General features: G+C 62.9%; 15 protein-coding genes. 10 read left to right on the top strand and 5 right to left on the bottom strand.

What is annotated here, in order from left to right:
- Positions 1 to 6: 6 nt before the first annotated feature.
- Positions 7 to 1,131 carry a DMT family transporter gene (locus tag NDB2M4_RS19915; protein WP_171988022.1) on the bottom strand — a complete coding sequence of 375 codons (1,125 nt, stop codon included), beginning with the start codon at positions 1,129 to 1,131 and terminating at the stop codon, positions 7 to 9.
- On the opposite strand from NDB2M4_RS19915, the gene NDB2M4_RS04550 reads away from it, so the two are divergent.
- The 8 genes from NDB2M4_RS04550 to NDB2M4_RS04515 all read left to right on the top strand — a co-directional run bounded on the left by NDB2M4_RS04550 (position 1,105) and on the right by NDB2M4_RS04515 (position 11,193).
- Complete coding sequence (locus NDB2M4_RS04550; RefSeq protein ID WP_072370659.1) at positions 1,105 to 2,073, top strand: cation diffusion facilitator family transporter; 969 nt, start codon at positions 1,105 to 1,107, stop codon at positions 2,071 to 2,073. The two genes, NDB2M4_RS19915 and NDB2M4_RS04550, sit on opposite strands and share 27 nt — an antisense overlap.
- 66 nt (positions 2,074 to 2,139) lie before the next feature.
- A complete protein-coding gene (locus tag NDB2M4_RS04545) occupies positions 2,140 to 2,790 on the top strand; it encodes a LuxR C-terminal-related transcriptional regulator (RefSeq protein ID WP_072370656.1) in 651 nt (216 codons plus the stop codon).
- Between the two features lie 376 nt (positions 2,791 to 3,166).
- Positions 3,167 to 4,375: an aminotransferase class V-fold PLP-dependent enzyme gene (locus tag NDB2M4_RS04540; protein WP_072370654.1), complete on the top strand. Its 1,209-nt coding sequence runs from the start codon at positions 3,167 to 3,169 to the stop codon at positions 4,373 to 4,375.
- A gap of 134 nt (positions 4,376 to 4,509) precedes the next feature.
- The gene (locus tag NDB2M4_RS04535) at positions 4,510 to 5,478 is read left to right on the top strand and encodes an HpcH/HpaI aldolase/citrate lyase family protein (protein ID WP_072370651.1); all 969 of its coding nucleotides are present in this window, start codon (positions 4,510 to 4,512) and stop codon (positions 5,476 to 5,478) included.
- A gap of 25 nt (positions 5,479 to 5,503) precedes the next feature.
- Positions 5,504 to 6,673, top strand: a complete 1,170-nt coding sequence (locus NDB2M4_RS04530; RefSeq protein ID WP_072370648.1) for a malate--CoA ligase subunit beta — start codon at positions 5,504 to 5,506, stop codon at positions 6,671 to 6,673.
- Between the two features lie 19 nt (positions 6,674 to 6,692).
- Positions 6,693 to 7,592, top strand: coding sequence for a succinate--CoA ligase subunit alpha (gene sucD / locus NDB2M4_RS04525; protein ID WP_072370645.1), 900 nt, complete (start codon positions 6,693 to 6,695; stop codon positions 7,590 to 7,592).
- Positions 7,593 to 7,715: 123 nt separating this feature from the next.
- Entirely contained in the window at positions 7,716 to 10,568 is a 2,853-nt protein-coding gene (locus NDB2M4_RS04520) for a phosphoenolpyruvate carboxylase (protein WP_072370641.1), read from the top strand.
- Between the two features lie 142 nt (positions 10,569 to 10,710).
- Entirely contained in the window at positions 10,711 to 11,193 is a 483-nt protein-coding gene (locus NDB2M4_RS04515) for a MaoC family dehydratase (RefSeq protein WP_072371834.1), read from the top strand.
- Positions 11,194 to 11,278: 85 nt separating this feature from the next.
- Here NDB2M4_RS04515 and NDB2M4_RS04510 read toward each other — a convergent pair whose 3' ends face one another.
- Positions 11,279 to 12,202 (bottom strand): DUF2541 family protein, encoded by a 924-nt coding sequence (locus NDB2M4_RS04510; protein ID WP_072370638.1) that lies wholly within the window; start codon positions 12,200 to 12,202, stop codon positions 11,279 to 11,281.
- A gap of 227 nt (positions 12,203 to 12,429) precedes the next feature.
- Here NDB2M4_RS04510 and NDB2M4_RS04505 point away from each other — a divergent pair, with 227 nt between their 5' ends.
- Positions 12,430 to 13,263, top strand: coding sequence for a polysaccharide lyase (locus NDB2M4_RS04505; protein ID WP_072370634.1), 834 nt, complete (start codon positions 12,430 to 12,432; stop codon positions 13,261 to 13,263).
- Between the two features lie 140 nt (positions 13,264 to 13,403).
- Positions 13,404 to 14,420: a S1C family serine protease gene (locus NDB2M4_RS04500; protein ID WP_083555755.1), complete on the top strand. Its 1,017-nt coding sequence runs from the start codon at positions 13,404 to 13,406 to the stop codon at positions 14,418 to 14,420.
- A gap of 288 nt (positions 14,421 to 14,708) precedes the next feature.
- Here the strand turns inward: NDB2M4_RS04500 and NDB2M4_RS04495 are convergent, their stop codons facing one another.
- The 3 genes from NDB2M4_RS04495 to NDB2M4_RS04485 form a co-directional block, all read right to left on the bottom strand.
- Complete coding sequence (locus NDB2M4_RS04495; RefSeq protein ID WP_072370632.1) at positions 14,709 to 16,199, bottom strand: thermonuclease family protein; 1,491 nt, start codon at positions 16,197 to 16,199, stop codon at positions 14,709 to 14,711.
- 125 nt (positions 16,200 to 16,324) lie between these two features.
- Positions 16,325 to 17,338 (bottom strand): cytochrome d ubiquinol oxidase subunit II, encoded by a 1,014-nt coding sequence (gene cydB / locus NDB2M4_RS04490; protein ID WP_072370629.1) that lies wholly within the window; start codon positions 17,336 to 17,338, stop codon positions 16,325 to 16,327.
- Positions 17,339 to 17,341: 3 nt separating this feature from the next.
- Positions 17,342 to 18,736 carry a cytochrome ubiquinol oxidase subunit I gene (locus NDB2M4_RS04485; protein WP_072370627.1) on the bottom strand — a complete coding sequence of 465 codons (1,395 nt, stop codon included), beginning with the start codon at positions 18,734 to 18,736 and terminating at the stop codon, positions 17,342 to 17,344.
- Between the last annotated feature and the right edge of the window lie 110 nt (positions 18,737 to 18,846).

The raw sequence follows: 18,846 nt of genomic DNA, 5'->3' as shown, positions 1-18,846 counted from the left end.
CTGGCTCTATTCCTGCGAGGAAAGAGTATTTCTTGCTAATCGAGATTCCCGGTGCGTCACGAAAACCGACGCAGCGAAAATGACGATAGCGCCCACCCAGGTCCGGCCGTCGATCAGCTCGCCAAAAACCAGATAGCCGACAAGGACCGAAAACGGCAGCCGGCTGAAATTGAACGTCATTGCCAGCGACGCATCGGCAATGGCGAACCCGCGCACCAACGTCATGTGGCCAAGCACGGCGAAAACGCCGAGGAGAACGAGTTGCGGCCAGACGGCGAGCGGCGGCCAAGACCACACCCAAAGCGCCGGGATGATCGAAAGCGGGACCGAAACAAGGTTGGTGATGAAGACTATGCGGTCTGCGTCATCCGATTCCGTCAGTTGCTTAATGAGAGGACCGATCAGGCCCATCGATAGAGCCCATACCAGCGCTGCGATCTGGCCCGGACCGAAAGCCGTGCCGCTCGGCCGCAGCATGATCATGGCACCGAGGAAGCCGGTAAACAGTGCGGCCCACCGGTCCAGGCCGACGTATTCGCCGAGAAGGAAAATCGCGAACAGCGCCCCGAACAACGGAGCAAGGAAGCCGATGGCGGTAACCTCGGCCATCGGAAGCAAGGCCAGCGCCTCGAAATAGGAGAGCATGGCGACGAAGCTGACCGCGACGCGAAAGGCGTACAGCTTTGGCTGCTTCGTGCGCACGAGGGATGCGCCGCGACGCCAGAGCAGCGGCAGCATCAACACGACGCAGAAAAAGTTGCGAAAGAACATGATCTGCAGTGGGTCTACGCCGGACAGCGCCGCACTGCGCGCAACGGCTGCAATCCCGACGAGGAGGGCCATGGAGGCGGTGACGAGCAGGAGTGCCGCAACTGGGTGATTGCCGGCCCCAGGATCGCCGCTGCTCCGCAGAGCCAGCGCAATCTGGCGCAGGCTGTTGCGCGTGCCTGGGGACAAGGGAAAGCTCACCGCTTCAATTCCGACCGCCGCTCGCTCCGGGCGAGGGCCTTTAGGGGCGTCTTTGCACGAAGCACACCATTGTCGCTGCCTGACAAATTGCCCCGCGGGTGAAGTGCTATAGTGGGCCAACAAGGAGAAATGCGCATGGGACATCATCACGGGCACGCCCATAGTCATGGCTCCGGACACGGGCACGGTCCGCGTGCCGGCGGTCCTGAAAGCGATGTGAGCTCGGGAGGGCGCAACGAGCGCCGCCTGCTACTGGCTGCCGCACTGACGACGGTGACGCTGCTTGCAGAAGTGGCGGGCGGGATCATTTCAGGATCGCTGGCCCTTCTCGCGGATGCCGGCCACATGCTGACCGACGCTGCAGCGCTGATCTTGGCGTGGCTGGCTGTCCGTTTTGCGAGGCACCCCGCGGATTGGAAGCGCACGTATGGGTTCGACCGGTTCGAGGTTCTCGCCGCCTTCGCGAACGGCCTCGCCTTGTTCTTCATCTCAGCGATGATCTGCTACGAAGCGATCGAGCGCATGTTCAATCCGGTCGAGGTGCTGGGCGGGACGATGCTGATCATCGCCGCGATCGGTCTATTGGTTAATGTCGTTACGCTGCTCATTCTAAATCACGGCGGTGATCCGAACCTCAACGTCCGGGCGGCGCTACTGCACGTGATGAGCGATCTGCTCGGCTCGGTGGCCGCGATCGGGGCTGCCGTCGTGATCCTCTACACCGGCTGGACGCCGATCGATCCGATCCTCTCGATCGTGATCACTCTGCTCATTCTGCGCAGCGCGTGGCTAATCACGAAGGAAGCCGGTCACATCCTCCTCGAGGGCGCGCCGAACGATCTCGACGTACGCGAGGTGCAGAAGGATCTGGAAGCGACGGTGCCGGACGTGCAGGGTGTCCATCATATCCACGCCTGGTCGTTGAGCGAGAACCGGCGCGTCATGACGCTGCACGCTCTCACATGCGACAATGTCCCGCCCGAACGAGTTGCAGCAGCCATCAAGGAACGGTTGAAGCAAGCATTCGGGGTGGTTCATGCCACAGTCGAAGTCGAACATCGCGAGTGCGCAGACGCTGAAGGGAAGGCCTGCGGAAAGGTGTAGAGGCAAGCGTTTTTGGAAATCGCCTCTTGACCGAATCCTTCAGGTTCGCTGCTACCAATGACTGAAATGGCGGACTCATTGCTTGCAACCACGCAGGGTGCCCAACGCCCAACGGTCATGATCGCGGACAAGAGCCCGGTCGTGCGCTCTGGCCTGCGCGACTTCATCACCCGCGATGGCCGCTTCGATGTGCTCGACGCCGTAGCTTCGGGTGCGGAGTTCGTGTCCGCCATCGAGCAGCGGCCAACCGACATCGGCATCATCGGCTGGTCATTCCCCGATACGACCGGCGCGGAGATCCTGTCGGCCATCAAGCGCCGCCACCTGGGGACGCGGATCGTCGTCTACACGGGCGAACCGGGGAAGGAAGTGCTGCGCCAGGCCATCAGACTTGGCGCTTGGGGATTCATCTCGAAGAGCGATGAACCGACGGTGCTGGTCGAGAGCATTGCCGCCGTCGCACGCGGGCGCATGTCACTGCCGTACATCGACCTGCAAGCGCTGACGACTGATCCGTTCTCTGAGCTTACGTCGCGAGAGCGCGAACTCCTTACCGCGCTTGCAAACGGTTGGACGAATTTGCAGATCGCTTCGCGCATCGGCATTTCGCGCAACACGGTCAAATACCATCTCAAGAATCTCTACGACAAACTCGGCGTTTCAAATCGCGCGATGGCGGTTGCGCTCTACATGCAAACGACGATGGATCAGCGCTGACTGCGTGCTGAGAATTGACGCGCTGCACAATCGATGCGCGCGTTTTTGCACATTGCTTCGGCGTCACGAACAGCTAATGTTCCAGCGGGTCAGCGGCGCGGAAAAGCGTGCGCGATCACCAGCGGAAATCGGCTGGCAATCGCGCCCGGTTTGGTGGGTAGGAATGACTACCCTCAAGCACAACCGAACCACTACCCAATCGCGTCCAACGGCTGCCCGATCGGGTGTTGTGAAGGCATCAACGTAAATAGATGCTCCCGGCCCAGCCGCAAGCAACAGACAACGGTCCTCCTTCGGGCGCGATGGTGGGGCCCCGCGCTTAAGGCGCATTCATATCCAGACGCCAATTCAGACGGCAATTCGGAGGAGACACATCATGCTCGTTACGCCGCATCTCTTTATTCCTGGTCCGACGAATGTTCCCGAGGCCGTCCGTCGCGCGATGGACATTCGCCAGGAGGACATGCGCTCTCCCGAATTCCCGAAGTTCACGCTTCCGCTGTTCGAAGACCTGAAGAAGGCTTTCAAGCTCACCAACGGCCGCGTCTTCATTTATCCGGCGTCGGGCACGGGCGCTTGGGAATCAGCGATCACCAACACGCTGAACACTGGTGACAAGGTTCTGATGAGCCGCTTCGGCCAGTTCTCGCTGCTGTGGGTCGACATGGCGCAGCGCCTCGGCCTCAACGTGCAGGTTCTCGACGAAGAGTGGGGCACGGGCGTGCCGGTCGAAAAGTATGCCGAGATCCTCGCCGCCGATAAGGGCCACGAGATCAAGGCTGTGTTCGTGACGCAGAACGAGACCGCGACGGGCGTGACCAGCGACGTTGCCGGCGTGCGCAAGGCTCTGAACGACGCCAAGCATCCCGCGCTGCTGTTCGTCGACGGCGTTTCCTCCGTCGGCTCGATCGACATGCGCATGGAAGAGTGGGGCGTCGACTGTTGCGTCTCCGGCTCGCAGAAGGGCTTCATGCTTCCGACCGGCCTCGGCATCCTCGCCGTGTCCAACAAGGCGCTGGAAGCCAATAAGTCGGGCAAGATGCCGCGCTGCTTCTTCTCGTTCGAAGACATGATCAAGAACAACGACCTCGGCTACTTCCCCTACACGCCGGCGACGCCGCACCTGCGCGGTCTGCGCGCGTCGCTCGACATGCTGTTCGCCGAGGGTCTCGACAACGTGTTCGCCCGTCATCACCGCCTCGCCGAGGGCGTTCGCCGCGCCGTCAACGCTTGGGGCCTCAAGCTGTGCGCGAAGGAGCCGAAGTGGTACTCCGACACCGTCAGCGCCATCCTGGTTCCGGAAGGTGTCGACAGCGCCCAGGTCGTGAAGACCGGCTACTATCGCTACAACACCTCGTTCGGCGTCGGCCTCAACAAGGTCGCCGGCAAGGTGTTCCGCATCGGTCACCTCGGTGCGCTCGATGAGGTCATGGTCGGCGGCGCTCTGTTCGCAGCCGAGATGGCGCTGCGCGACTGCGGCGTGAACCTCGTCCCGGGCTCGGGTACCGGCGCTGCTGCCGAGTACTTCCGCGAGACGACGAAGGCCTCGGCCACCAGCCGTCCCGAGCTGAAGCTCGCTAGCTAAGTGCATTAGAAGCGGCGCCGTCCATCGGCGCCGCTTCGCTTTCTGCGATTTGCAAGACCCAGCGGCTCGGCGCCCGTTACTCCGGCGGCAGTCGCATCAACTGAAACCAAAAGCCTTCAGAGGAACGCCTCCAGATGAGCTATACGCTTTATCCCCTCCGCAAATCCCGCCTGCAGCGCTCCGAGCTCGCTGTTCCCGGCTCCAACCCGACGATGATCGAGAAGGCGCTCGCCAGCGCCGCCGATTACGTATTCCTCGACTGCGAGGACGCCGTTGCTCCGCCGGACAAGGAGCAGGCGCGCAAGAACATCATCCAGGCGCTGAATGACCTCGACTGGGCCGGCGCCGGCAAGACCGTCTCGGTTCGCATCAACGGCCTCGACACGCACTATTGCTGCCGCGACGTCGTCGATATCGTCGAGCAGGCCGGGCACAAGCTCGACACCATCCTCATTCCGAAGGTCGGCACGGCTGCCGACGTCTACGCGATCGAGAGCTTCGTCAGCCAGATCGAAGTCGCGAAGAACCTGCCGCACAAGATCGGCATGGAAGCGCTGATCGAGACGCCGCTCGGCATGGCCAACGTCGAGTCGATCGCTTCGGCCAACAGCCGCCTCGAAGCCATGCACTTCGGCGTTGCCGACTACGCTGCCTTCAACAAGGCCCGCACCGTCGTCATCGGCGGCCTCAACCCCGACTACCCGGGTGACCAGTGGCACTTCGCACTGTCGCGCATGACGGTTGCCTGCCGCGCGTTCGGCCTGCGTCCCATCGACGGACCGTTCGGCGACTTCTCCGATCCCGCCGGCTACACCGCCGGTGCCAAGCGCGCCGCTGCCCTCGGCATCGAAGGCAAGTGGGCGATCCATCCCTCGCAGATCGAGCTCGCCAACGAAGTCTTCTCGCCGACGGCGAAGGAAGTCGAGCGTGCCGAGCGCATCCTCGCCGCCCTCAAGGAGGCCGAGGCTCAGGGCAAGGGCGCCGCTTCTCTCGACGGCAAGATGATCGACGCCGCTTCCGAGAAGATGGCGAACAACCTCATCGCCACCGCCGCCGCCATCAAGAAGGGCGAAGCAGCCCGCGCCAAAGCTGCAGCCGAATAAGCACCCTTCAGAAGGAGCACGGATAATGGATATCCACGAGTATCAGGCCAAGGAGCTTCTCTCGAAGTTCGGCGTGCCGATCGCGCGCGGTGGTCTCGCCTACAGCCCCGAGCAGGCTTCCTATCGCGCCACCGAGATCGGTGGCAGCAAGTGGGTGGTGAAGGCTCAGATCCACTCTGGCGCCCGCGGCAAAGCCGGCGGCATCAAGGTGTGCTCGACCGATCGCGAGATCGAGCAGGCAGCCGAAGCCATGCTGGGCAAGAAGCTGGTGACGAACCAGACCGGTCCTTCCGGCAAGCTGGTCTCTCGCCTCTACATCGAAGAAGCGACCGACATTGCCAAGGAGATCTATCTCGCCCTGGTGATGGACCGCGCTTCGGAACGCATCATGGTCGTCGCCTCGGCGGCCGGCGGCATGGAGATCGAAGAGATCTCCGCGAGCCAGCCGGACACGATCATCCGCGTGCAGGTCGATCCGGCTGTCGGCATGCAGCAGTTCCAGGCCCGCGAAGTTGCCTACGGCCTGGGCGTCGACCCCGAGATCATCAACAAGCTGGTGCCGACCATCATGGCCTGCTACCGCGCGTTCCGCGATCTCGACGCGACGATGGTGGAGATCAACCCGCTGGTCATCACCAAGGACAAGAACCTCGTCGCGCTCGACGCAAAGATGAGCTTCGACGACAACGCTCTGTTCCGCCGCCCGCACATCGCCGAGCTGCGTGACAAGAGCCAGGAAGACCCGCGCGAGACCTATGCGTCCGACCGCGGCCTCGCCTACGTCGGTCTCGACGGCGACATTGGCTGCGTCGTCAACGGTGCCGGCCTCGCCATGGCGACGCTCGACATGATCAAGCTCGCCGGCGGCGAACCCGCAAACTTCCTCGACATCGGTGGCGGTGCTTCTCCGGAGCGCGTCGCCAAGTCGTTCAAGGCGGTGCTGAAGGACAAGAACGTGAAGGCGCTGCTGCTCAACGTCTTCGCCGGCATCAACCGTTGTGACTGGGTCGCCAAGGGCGTCGTCGACGCCGTGAACGACCTCAACATCAAGATGCCGGTGGTTGTCCGTCTCGCGGGCACCAACGTGGAGGAAGGTCGCCGCATCATCGACGAGAGCGGCCTCACCGTGATTTCCGCGGAAACGCTGGCTGAGGCGGCCCAGAAGGCCGTCGCCGCCGCAAAAAGCGCCGCTTAAGGACAGGGAGATCGTTCAAATGGCTATTTTCATCAACGAGAATACCCCGGTCCTCATCCAGGGCTTCACGGGACGCATCGGCACCTTCCACGCCCAGGAGATGATCGACTACGGCACCAACGTCGTAGGCGGCGTCACCCCGGGCAAGGGCGGCACCACGCATCTCGGCCGTCCGGTGTTCAACACCATGAAGGGCGCCGTGCAGGAGACCAACGCTGAAGCTGCCATCGTGTTCGTGCCGCCGCCCTTCGCTGCGGACGCGATCATGGAAGCAGCGGATGCCGGCATCAAATACTGCGTGTGCATCACCGACGGCATTCCGGCTCAGGACATGATCCGGGTGAAACGCTACATGCGGCGCTACAAGAAAGAGAACCGCATGGTTCTCACCGGGCCGAACTGCGCCGGCACCATCTCGCCGGGCAAGGCGATGCTGGGCATCATGCCGGGGCACATCTATCTGCCGGGCCGCGTCGGCATCGTCGGCCGCTCGGGCACGCTGGGCTACGAGGCTGCCTCGCAGATGAAGGCTCTCGGCATCGGCGTCTCGACCTCGGTCGGTATCGGCGGTGACCCGATCAACGGCTCGTCGTTCCGCGACATCCTCGAGCACTTCGAGAATGACCCGGAGACGGATGCCGTGCTGATGATCGGCGAGATCGGTGGTCCGCAGGAGGCCGAGGCCGGCCAGTATGCGCGCGACCACATGAAGAAGCCGGTCGTCGCCTACATCGCCGGTCTGTCGGCTCCCAAGGGCCGCAAGATGGGCCATGCCGGCGCAATCATCTCTGCGTTCGGCGAATCCGCTCCCGAGAAGGTCGAGATCCTCAAGGGCTGCGGCGTCACCATCGCTCCGACACCTTCAGAGATGGGCGCCGCCGTCGCTGGCGTTGTCAACGCTCTCAAGAAGGTTGCGTAAGACTTCGGGGCCCGTCTCATGCTAGACGGGCCCCGGCCTGCCCCTCGGCGTCTCCCGAACTCTTCACGGATCGGCGTTCTGCCGAGGGCCGGCGGTTAGCTAGAGCCAAGCGTGGAGATATCAATGCCGAACGACGTGCAGCCGATCGCCCCCGGAAAACTCGATGAGTTCCGGCTTCGCGATGAGCTTCGCGCCCAGCGCACGCAGATCCCTGACACGCCTGCGCTCAATCCAATCGTAAATCTCGCGTTCAAGCTGTCGCGGCAGCTGGAAGGCGGCGAGATCAGCTTTGCCGAATTACAGGCACTGGCTACGCGGCTGATGGATCGTGCCGGCGTGCAGCGCGCGCTGCATCTGCGGGAGCGCGTGGGCTTCGTCGATCGCGCCACAACCTACAAAGAATTTGCCGAGTTCGTCGAAGGCGCTGCAGCAGCGGCCGATTTCGATACGTTCAAGGCTCGCTGGGAGCGTGCGCGCACCGGCATCGTGCTGACGGCACATCCGACGTTCGGTCTTTCCGACGCGCTTTCCAAGAAGATCGTGGAGATCGCCGTCGCCGACGATGTCGATCCGAACATGCGCATTGGCGTGCCGCACAAGCCAGACGACAACATCGATCTCGCCTACGAGCACGGGCGGGCGCAGAACGCCATCCAGAACTTGCGCAACGCCTATGTAGAGCTGCTCGACAGCTTCTTCTCGGCGGCCGTGCACCGCTTCGGGGCCAAAGCGTATGAGCTTAGGCCGAAGCTGGCGACGTTCGCCTGCTGGGTCGGCTACGACCTCGACGGGCGCACCGATATCGATTGGCGCAAGTCGTTCATCCTGCGGCTCAAGGAGAAGCGCGCCTCGCTCAACGATATCCGCGAGCGCTTCATCGGCCTGAAGAACGAGATCCCCGCGGAAGGCGAGGCGCAGCGGCTGTCGCGCCAGGTAACAGGCAAGCTCGATCTCACCATCGCCGCCGTCGACGAGCAAATCGAAGCGCTCGACAGGGTGATGAAGGCAAAGGCGCCGCTAGCCGAGGCTGCGAACGTCATCTCGCGGCAGGACGGCTACAACATCACCACTGTGGAGCCGATCGTCAGCCTCCTGCGTGCGTTGCTGGAGGCACTGCCAGACGGCAAGGGCAAGCGCGACGTCGCGGTGCTGTCGGGACTGATGGAAGCAACCGGCCTTGGCACCGCGCACATCCACGTGCGCATCAACGCCGTGCAGCTCAACAACGCCTTCCGCGCTTTCGTGCACGAGCCGTGGACGCGCGACCTGACGGAAAGTCAGGCGCTGGCGCGCATCGTCAGCATGATCGAAACGGCGCGCAAGGAGACGGTGAACTTCGAGTCGCTCGATCTCGAGACGGCAACCGCTATCCGTCAGTTTGCGCTCATTGCGCAGATCAAAAAGCATGTCGACCGCGAGACGCCCGTCCGCTTCCTGATCGCCGAGACGGAATCGCCGGCTACGGTGCTGATCGCCATCTTCTTTGCAACGCTGTTCGGCGTCGACGACATCACCGACGTGTCGCCGCTGTTCGAGACGCCGCTGGGTCTCGAGACCGGCGCGCGCATCGTCGAGCGGCTGCTGGAGGAGAAGGCGTACGTCAACTACGTGCGCCGCCGCAACCGCCTGTCGCTGCAGACGGGCTTCTCGGATGCTGGCCGCTTCGTCGGCCAAATCGCCGCGACGCTCGCGATCGAGCGCCTGCATCACGGCGTGGCTGAGGCCATCGACAACTCCGAGCTGAAGGGCGTCGAGACGCTGATCTTCTCGACCCACGGCGAGTCGATGGGCCGCGGTGCGCACCCTGGCAGTATGCACACGCGCCTGCACTATCTGTTCTCGGACGAGGCGCGTCGCCGTTTTGCGCGCCATGGGATTCCGATCAAGCACGAAACGAGCTTCCAGGGTGGCGACGGTTATCTGTTCTTCGCAAACCGGCGCCTGACGACGCGCGCCCTCGCCACTGTCATCATGGACGGCGAGGTACCGGCGGAGGCAGAGGATCCGTTCTACGAGGATCTGGACCTGAAGCTCGATTTCATCGGACGCCTCAGGGCCTACCAGGAACATCTGTTCGCGCATCCGGGCTACCGCTCGGTGCTCAGCGCTTTCGGTGCCAACATCCTGTTCAAGACCGGATCGCGCCCGGTGAAGCGGCAGATGGATTCAACCGGTGCCGTCGATCGCAGCGCGGTGTCGCGCATGCGTGCCATCCCCAACAACGCGATCCTGCAGCAGTTCGGCTATGTGGCGAACGTCGTGGCCGGCCTCGGTGCCGCCGTCGGCTCCGAGCGTGATCGCTTCATCGAGCTGGCGCGCAACTCGCAACGGCTGCGTCCATTGCTGGAGATGATCGCTCGCGGCAAGCAGCTTTCGAGCCTCAACGCGATGGGTGCGAATGCCATCGTGTTCGACCCTGGCTTCTGGGCTTGGCGTGGCTCGTGGGGCCGCGAGGCGGGTCTCGATCCGGCATTCCGCGCACTGGCAACGCTGCTGCTCGACGATGACCGGAACGGCGAGATCAATAGCCTCGTGCATCATCTGCGGCTCGACGCTGTGGAACTGCACGCAATGCTGGAGGAGATCGGCATCGAGGGCGGCAAGATCCCCGACGATACGCGTCTTGAGCTCGACCTCCTGCAGGCCGTGCGCTTGGCGTTGATCATGCGGGTGTTCATCCTTGCCGCGCAGATGCCGCGTTTTGCGACGCGCGAGATTTCGCACCGGCAGCTGTTCGAGCTGGGGCTGATGCTGGAAGTGCCGGCGGTGGTCGAGGAAATGCGCAAGGCGTTCCCACGACGCATGGACTCCGCGAGCGATGGCACACAGTTCCTCGAAAAGGCAACGTACCGGCCGCACGGGATCGACGACTACGGTCGCATCGAGACGGAAATCCTGGCGCCGATGGAAGAGGCGTACGAGCTGATCAGGGAAATCGGCACGGGCATCTCGCACCACTTCGGCGCGTTCGGCTGATCCAATCTATCGAGCTTGTTGAAAAGCCGGCTCCTCGCGGGGCCGGCTCTTTTGCGTGACATGCGCAGATCGGCGCGGTTGCTCAGGCATGTGCTTCCGTGAAACATTCCACCGCCGATAGATGAGAATGGAGCCTTCCGCGATGTCCAATCCCTTGCCGCACGCCTGTAAGACGCTCAGCGATCTCAGCCTTGGCGATGAAATTCGCCGTAGCTATTCGGTCAGCGACAGCGACGTACAAAAGTTCGGCGAGATTTCGGGCGACTTCAATCCGGCGCACTTCAACGAGGACTACGCGAAGGAGACCGTGTTCAAGGGGCGGATCGCCCACGGGATGATCTCGCTGGCCAAGTTCTCGGGCATCTTCGGCATGGACATGCCGGGGCTGGGCGCGATCTGGGGCAGCCAGACGGTGAAGTTTCTTGCGCCGGTGAAGCTCAATGCGCCTTACACGGCGGTGGCGCAGGTGAAAGAGAAGAACGAGAAGAACGTCGTGTTTGCGTGCTGGGTGGAAGACCAGGAAGGCAACCGCGCGCTCGAGGGCGAAGCGGTGGTCTATCCCATTCCGCAAAAGGTGAAGGACAAGATGGTGGCCGAGGGCAAGCTAGCGACATTGCTCGGCTGAGGGGCGCTCCACTCGCGCGATCAAATAAGAAGAAGGCCGGGCCTTGCGGGCACCGGCCTTTATCTTTTCCTGCAGCGCTGCGGGCTTAGTGCTTGCCCCAGACCTGGACGGTTGCATAGGCGCGGTCGCGCTTCGAAGTGGCGATCGCACGCGAGCGCCAAGTGGCCTCGATCTCCTTGATCGTGGCCCCCTTCTTCAGATCGACTGGCCCGAAGGCGCCGTCCGCGTCCACCTTGATGCGGTTGGCCTCGATCTCGTCCTTGGCGCCATCGGAATAGACCACGGCGAGATTCGTCATGGTGATGTCGCGATCCTTGACCGAGACGCGCAGCTGCTTGAAGCCGCCTTCGTTCTGGCCGACGGGGATCTTCACCTTGTCAAAGCCGACGCTGCCGGCGGTATCGGTGCCGAGCAACACCCAGCCATCGTTGTATTTGCGCCCTTCGCCGTTGGGGCCGAGCCAGCCGTTTTCGTATTCACCAAACACCTCGACACGGGCCTGCCCCTTGAAGTCAGGCTTGGAGCGGTAGACCAGCTGGATTTCCTTGATGAAGCCCTTGTGGTTCAGGGGGATCCAGTCGGTCTTGCGGTTGGCGGGGACCTTGGCGTCGGTAAGCAGAGTTTCGCTGGAGCCATCCTCGAAAATGGCCTTGAGATCAGTGACGTAGATCTCATTGCGCAGCACGCGCAGACGGATGCGGTCAAACTTGCCGATCTCCGAGCCGACGCGGATCACGTCGCGGTCGACGAGGAAGCCGACGTCCTGGACGCCGAAGAGGACTTCACCGTTGCTTGCCTGTCCCGGTGGGATGGCCGAGGTTTCCGGGGCGGTTTCGCGGGTCTCAACATTGCGGCGACGGCGCTTGGCCACGTTGATCACAGGGGAGGCAGACCGGCTGTGTTCCAGCGCCTTGCCCATCGGAAGCACACTCGCGTCGCGCGCCTGCGGCGCGGACAACAATCCCGCGGCTCCCAGGGCAACAACTGCCAGCGCCAGCCTGATCGTCATGAACCTCTCCCCTTGTTCGTGAAGACGCGCACCGACAAATCGTTTTCCGCAACCGGTTATTAACTCAGTATCCGCGGCAACAAAAGCTGAAGCAGGCAGATATCCAGCAATGGCGCGGGAGGGCGCTTCCCGGCGGCGACGGCCCCGGATTTTAACGGGATGGGTGTTAGCCAGGACGCGGCTCTGAAAACAGCGGGCCGGACAATTCTCGAAGGTTCGCCAAGCCGATGAAAAGCCCAAAGCAATTCGAGCTTCTGATCAACGTTGGCGCCGCAATCGCCGGCATCGGCGTGATCGGCTACATCGCCTACGCGGCTTTGCATAAGGATGTCGACCAGCCGTGCAGCGCGCGCTACCCGGCGGCAACGCGCTTTTCTCTACACAACAGCGAGGGCAAGCCTCTCAGCGCCATCGCTCTGCAAGCGCGCGCGGGACTGCGAGATCTAGGCGTGATCGACAATGCCAGCGTGGTGCGCTCGGCAGGCGGTCCGGCGGAGGATGTTCTCGAGGTGAAGCTGCGGCAGCTCCCGGCGGGCGCAGACCAGGACGCTGCTGCCCACAACGGAATCGAGTTTCGCTGGTCGCCTCCGGGCATGAGGCCGGCGACGGCTGCGTGCCTGAGCTACAGCGTTCTTCTGCCCGACAAGTTTGCATTCGGCAGCGGTGGATTCCTCCCCGGCGTGTTTGGCGGTTCGGGAGGGCTCTCGCGTGACTCTGCTGGCGGATTGTCCGTCTCCCCGGAGTGGGACGGGGATGGCCGTCCTTTGATCGCGCCCACCGCCGCCGGCAGCATCGGCCGCATATCAGGCAATAGGTCAGCATTGCCGACAGGCCGCTGGATCCGGATCGAACAGGAAGTGGTGCTGAACGAGCCAGGCAAGGAAAACGGCCAGACGAGCCTTTGGGTCGATGGCGCGCTTTCGCTCGATAGCCGCAGGGTGCTGCTGCGCAAGGATGCCGGTGAAACGCTGTCGGGCGTGCTGGTCGCGGCCGGATATCGGGGCAAACCTCCCGAAGCGTCGAGCCTGCAGCTTTCGCCGTTCGAGATTTCTTGGCGCTGACTGAAGCGAGCGTGCTGACGCGTTTCAGCTAGGTCTCGCCGATAGCATCGCCCTTCTCAAATCTACCTGCCCGTCCCCATATGATCTGCCGGAATGCGCCGAGGCCGATCGATGCCTGATGCGCAGAAAGGGGATACGGCATGCCGAATGTCTTTGGTTTCCTTGGCGGAATGCAGCCTGCACGCGGCAGTTCGTCGGCGGGCGGAAGCTTCGTCGATGACGGGGAGTTGCTCGATTCCTATTCGCGCGCAGTCGTCGACGTCGTCGATACAGTCGCGCCCGCCGTCGTGCACGTCGAGGTGAGCGGGGTCCGCAATGGCCGGCGCGCGGAAGGCACGGGATCGGGCGTACTTGTGTCTCCGGACGGGCTGATCCTCACCAACAATCACGTCATCGAAGGCGCAAGGGACGTCACCATTTCGATGTCCGATGGGCGGCGGTTCAGCGCGCGCACGCTGGGCCGCGATGCCGACACAGACCTTGCCGTACTGCGCGGCGAGACCAGCGAGACATTGCCGGCCGCGCAGCTGGCAAATTCAAAGGGTGTGCGTCAGGGGCAGATCGCGATCGCTATTGGTAATCCCCTCGGATTCCAGTCGACCGTGACCGCGGGTATCGTCAGTGCGGTCGGTCGATCCTTGCGGGCGCAGAATGGGCGCCTGATTGGCGACGTCATCCAGACAGACGCGGCACTCAATCCTGGTAACTCAGGTGGTCCGCTGGCCAACTCCGCCGGCCAGGTGATCGGTATCAACACCGCGGTGATCGTCGGCGCGCAGGGCATCTGTTTTTCCGTCGCGTCGAACACGGCACTGCATGTGCTGACGCAGATTCTCGCGCATGGGCGCGTCAGGCGAGCACGCATCGGCATCGTCGCAGAGCAGGTGCCGTTGCCGGCCCGCGTTGCCTATCGGGCGGAGCTGAAACAGCAAAGCGCCGTTCGGGTGCGCGAACTTCAAGCGGGGAGTCCGGCGGCGGAAGCCGGGATGCAGCAAGGCGATCTGATCGTGCGTCTCGATGGTGAGCCGGTGACAGGTGCAGACGACCTCTTCCGCATGTTGGACGAAAGGAGGATTGGGACGTCCGTCAGCGTAACGATTGTGCGAAGCAGCGGACTTACCGAACTGATCGTGCGGCCCGCTGATCGCGAGCTATAAGGCCAGCTTTTTCAAGGATTTTGAAAGGTGTATTTCGCCAATCTTACCGCGCTGCAATGAAAGAACCAGCGATAGGCAAAACATTACGGCAATGTAAGCTGTTTCTTAACTCTTGCAAAAAGAGACCCCGGAATTCCTTGCAAAACGGCCGCCAATGGTATTTCATACCCGCATCGAACGTGGCGCCCTCCCACCTGTCCCCCCTAAGCGGCGTCACGCATCGCAGCCCGCGCTCTTCCCCCGGAGCGCGGGCTTTCCTTTTCTGCGGTATTGCTTGCCGCGTGTCGGTCAGGATTGCTCGGCCGATTTAAAACCGGCCTGCTGCGCTTCCGTCTCCGAACAGAACCAGCGCTCGCCGCGCCGCGCCACGCGCACCTTCTCGTAGCCGCGTGCCCAGGGCACGTAATAGCGCTTACCGCCGCGCACTGTTGCTTTGATCGGGCAGCCATCTGGCGCCGCACGCTTGGCTTCTTCCCACTTGAGTTCGCGATATGCCGCCGGGCGCGCTGCCTCGCCCACCCAGAGACCGGCTTTTTCGGCGCGGGCCTCGTCTTCAAGGCTCCCATACGCGCTGAACAGGCCGTGGATCGCGAATACGTTTCCGCCGCGCACCAGCTCTGCGGCGAGGTCGCGGTCTCCTACCTTGCACTCTCCCGTGCTCACGCCATCCTCGGAGCCGCTCAGCTCGCAGGATACGCGGTCGGAGCGCAGCAATTGCGCCATCGCCTGGCGGGCAGCATCTCCGCACGACCAGCTGCTCCCTTTGGCGCTGATGCAGGTTTGATAAAGGAGAGGTGCCTCGATGCCGTCGAGGCGCACAACCGTCGATCCGATCCGCAGAGTGTCGCCGGTGACTGCGCTGCCGCGACCGGAGATTTCGTCCGTAGCCGTGCTGCCCGTCGCAGACTGCGGCTCGACGCGTGCCTGACGGCTCGCTTTGGCGGTTGTCGGCGATGCGGCGCCCCAGACGTGCCAACCGGCAGCCACCACAACAAGCGCGATCAATCCAACAGCCAGCCCGCGCTGCACGATGGGTTTCGATGATGCAGTTTCCAGCGTGCGGCGCACCGCGGCGAGCACTGATGACAGCGGCGCTGCGAGCCAACCCGGGAAGCCCGACGAGACGTGTGCCAGAGCCAGCGCGCCGAGCAGCCCAATGCCGATGAGCAAGACGATCCAGGTGTCTTGCACGAAGCCATCGGCGACAGCGCGGATGATGCCGCCCAGCAGAGCCACACTGCCGAAAAGCAAGGTTGCAAGCCGCGGCACAGGTTGGCGCAGGATGCCGCCGATAGGGGCCAGCGGCGGACCGAGATAGTCAGCAGCGATGCCGACGAGAGTGCAAAGCACCGCCCAGGTGTAGGCCAGCGCGTAAAGTATCCAGGCGCCCATGCGCTGCAGGTAATTGCCGGCAACGGGCATGGCCGCGCGCAAACGTTCGGCACCTGCCATGGCGGCAGCGGTACCAAGCTTTGCACCTTCGGCTCCGAGCTTGGCGCCCTCCTTGCCGTAATGCAGCACGCCATCGCCGACGGCTTTGGCACCCGCTGCACCCAATGCGGCTCCTTGCGCACCGAGATGCACCGCACCGCGGCCGACTGCAACGACGCCTTCGGCACCTGCTGCAGCGCCGCGCTGGCCGGCAGCTTTCAGATTGTCGACGGCTGCTTTGCCCGCTTCGCCGATGCGGTCGCGTCGCTGCTTGCGGCGCACGAGGATCGTGGTGCGGACATACTCGCGCCACTCAAAGCCATCGTTGCGCTTGCGCCAGCCAAGCATTCAGCCTCCAGAACGTCAATTGCGAATGGTCGCCGGCCAGCAGCCTGCGGCGAATCTCAAGGTTCCAATGAACCGGTACGAGAAAATGGCAGGCGGCACTGCATCGGTCACGCCCGCCATCCCGCTCAGTGGTAGCCTTCGCCCTCGCGGACCTTGCCGCGGAAGGACCAGTAGACAAACACCGTATAGCCCAGGATCAGCGGCAGCATGACCAGCACGCCCATCAGCATGAAGAGCTGAGACTCCGGCACTGCCGCGGCCTCCCAGAACGTGACCGAGGGCGGGACGAGATAGGGGACGTTGGAGATGGCGAGGCCAGCAAACCCCAGCAAGAACAAGGCGACAGCCGAGAGAAACGGCATGACCTCGCGCCCGTGCGTCAGACCGTACCAGCAGGCGAACGCGGCAACCGCGGTGAGCAGGGGAATGGGCGAGAGGTATACGAGGTTCGGCCAGGAGAACCAGCGGTCAGCGATGCGCTCAAAGACAAGAGGCGTCCACAAGCTGACGACGGCCATGATGATCAGAACCGCGAACAATAAGTAGTGCGCCCAGCGCCTGGCATTTTCAGCCAGTTCGCCCTCGGTCTTCATCACCAGCCAGGTCGTGCCTAGCAGCGCGTAGCCGACGACGAGCGAGGCTCCAGTGAACAGCGGGAAGGGTGCAAACCAGTCGAACGGCCCGCCGGCGAACCTGCCATTCTCGACGTTGATACCCTGCAGCAAGCCACCGAGGATGACGCCTTGCATGAAGGAGGCGACGATGGATCCCCAGGCGAACGCGTTGTCCCAGAGCTCATGGTTGGGCTTGGCAGTCCAGCGGAACTCGAAGGCGACGCCGCGAGCGATCAAGCCGAGCAGCATGAGGATCACCGGCAGGTAGAGTGCCGGCATGATGATGGAGTAGGCCAGCGGGAAAGCGACGAACAATCCGCCGCCACCGAGGACGAGCCAGGTTTCGTTCCCGTCCCAGAAGGGCGCCACCGAGTTCATCATCACGTCGCGGCGCTTCTCCTCCGGCGTGAACGGGAAGAGTATGCCGAGCCCGAGATCGAAGCCGTCAAGAATGACGTACAAAGCGACGGCGGTGCCGATCAGAGCAATCCATACCAAGGGCAACCAATAGTGGATCTGGTCCATGGATCAGTTCCCCCCAATAGCGTCGTGCGCGGCTGCCTCGGCCGCCGAAAGCGGTCGTGACGGAACACCTTCCGGCGCTTCTGCGGCTTCGCCCTTCGGGCCGTATTCGATGAGGCGGTTGATGTAAAAGATGCCCATCGAGAACACGACGCCGTAGACGAGCACAAACAGCACCAGTCCGATCAGCACCGCGGAGAAGGCGACAGGTGACGCCGCATCGAGCGTTCGCAAGATTCCCGTGGCGATCCACGGTTGTCGGCCGATCTCGGTGACGTACCAGCCAGATAGGATGGCGATGAAGCCGAGCGGCCAGGCGTATTGCACCCAGCCGAGATACCATTTGCTGGTGAAGAGACGGCCCCGGAACCACAGCCACGCGCCAACCATGCCGATGCCAAGCATGATCACTCCAAGGCCGACCATGAGGCGGAAGGCGACGAACACAGGGAACACCGGCGGCCTGTCATCAGGGGCGAACTGCTTGAGGCCGGGGAAGAGACCGTCGGCTTCGTGCTTCAATATCCAGCTTGCTCCGTGGGGGATCGAAATCTCGTAGTCGTTGCGCTCCTCTTTCTCGTTCGGGATGGCAAAGAGAACGAGCGGCGCAGGCTTGGAGCCGTCCCAATGGCTCTCGATCGCAGCCACCTTGGCCGGCTGATACTGGAGCGTGTTGAGGCCGTGCTGATCACCGATGAAAATCTGCAATGGCGCGAGGACAGCGACCATGCCGAGCCCCATGCGCAGCATGGTCTTGGCCTCTTGCGGGAAGCGATCCTTGTAGAGGTAGCGAGCACCGACAGCGAGCACCACCAGCGAGGTGGTGAGGTAGGCGGCGGTGAACATGTGCGCGAAGCGATAAGGGAAGCTCGGATTGAAGATGATCGCGAGCCAGTCCACCGGATAGGCGATGCCGTCGCGGACCTCGTGGCCCGCCGGGGTCTGCATCCAGCTGTTGGCAGACAAAATCCAGAATGCGGAAAGCGATGTGCCGACGGCGACAAGAATGGCGGCGAGCACGTGGATGTTGGGCGGCACGCGCTTCCAGCCGAACAGCATGATGCCGAGGAACGTTGCCTCGAGGAAGAAGGCGGTAATCACCTCATAGCCGATGAGGGGCCCCAACACGTTGCCGACAACGACGGAGAAATTGCTCCAGTTGGTGCCGAACTCGTACGACATGACGATGCCGGAAACGACGCCCATGGCGAAGGAGACGGCGAAGATCTTGGTCCAGAAGCGAGCGAGCCGATGGAAGTGGTCTTCTCCGGTCATGCGCCATCGGACGAGCAGAGTGGCGATGAACGCCGCGAGCCCGATGGTGAAGCTCGGGAAGATGATGTGGAAGGAGACCGTAAACGCAAACTGGATACGGGCCAGAAGAACTGCGTCGAAGTCCATGGCACCCGCTATGGTTTTGTATTGCCGATTACGGCGGGCATTGTGGCCCGCTTCGACGACGACGTCGAGACAAAGGGATGCGGCTCGCTGCCTCCCGCAACAAGCTGTGC

This window comes from Hyphomicrobium sp. NDB2Meth4 (genome assembly GCF_900117445.1).
Classification (GTDB): Bacteria; Pseudomonadota; Alphaproteobacteria; order Rhizobiales; family Hyphomicrobiaceae; genus Hyphomicrobium_A.
The sequence above is the reverse complement of the archived record's forward strand: the minus strand, read 5'-3'. Positions and strand labels throughout refer to the sequence as shown.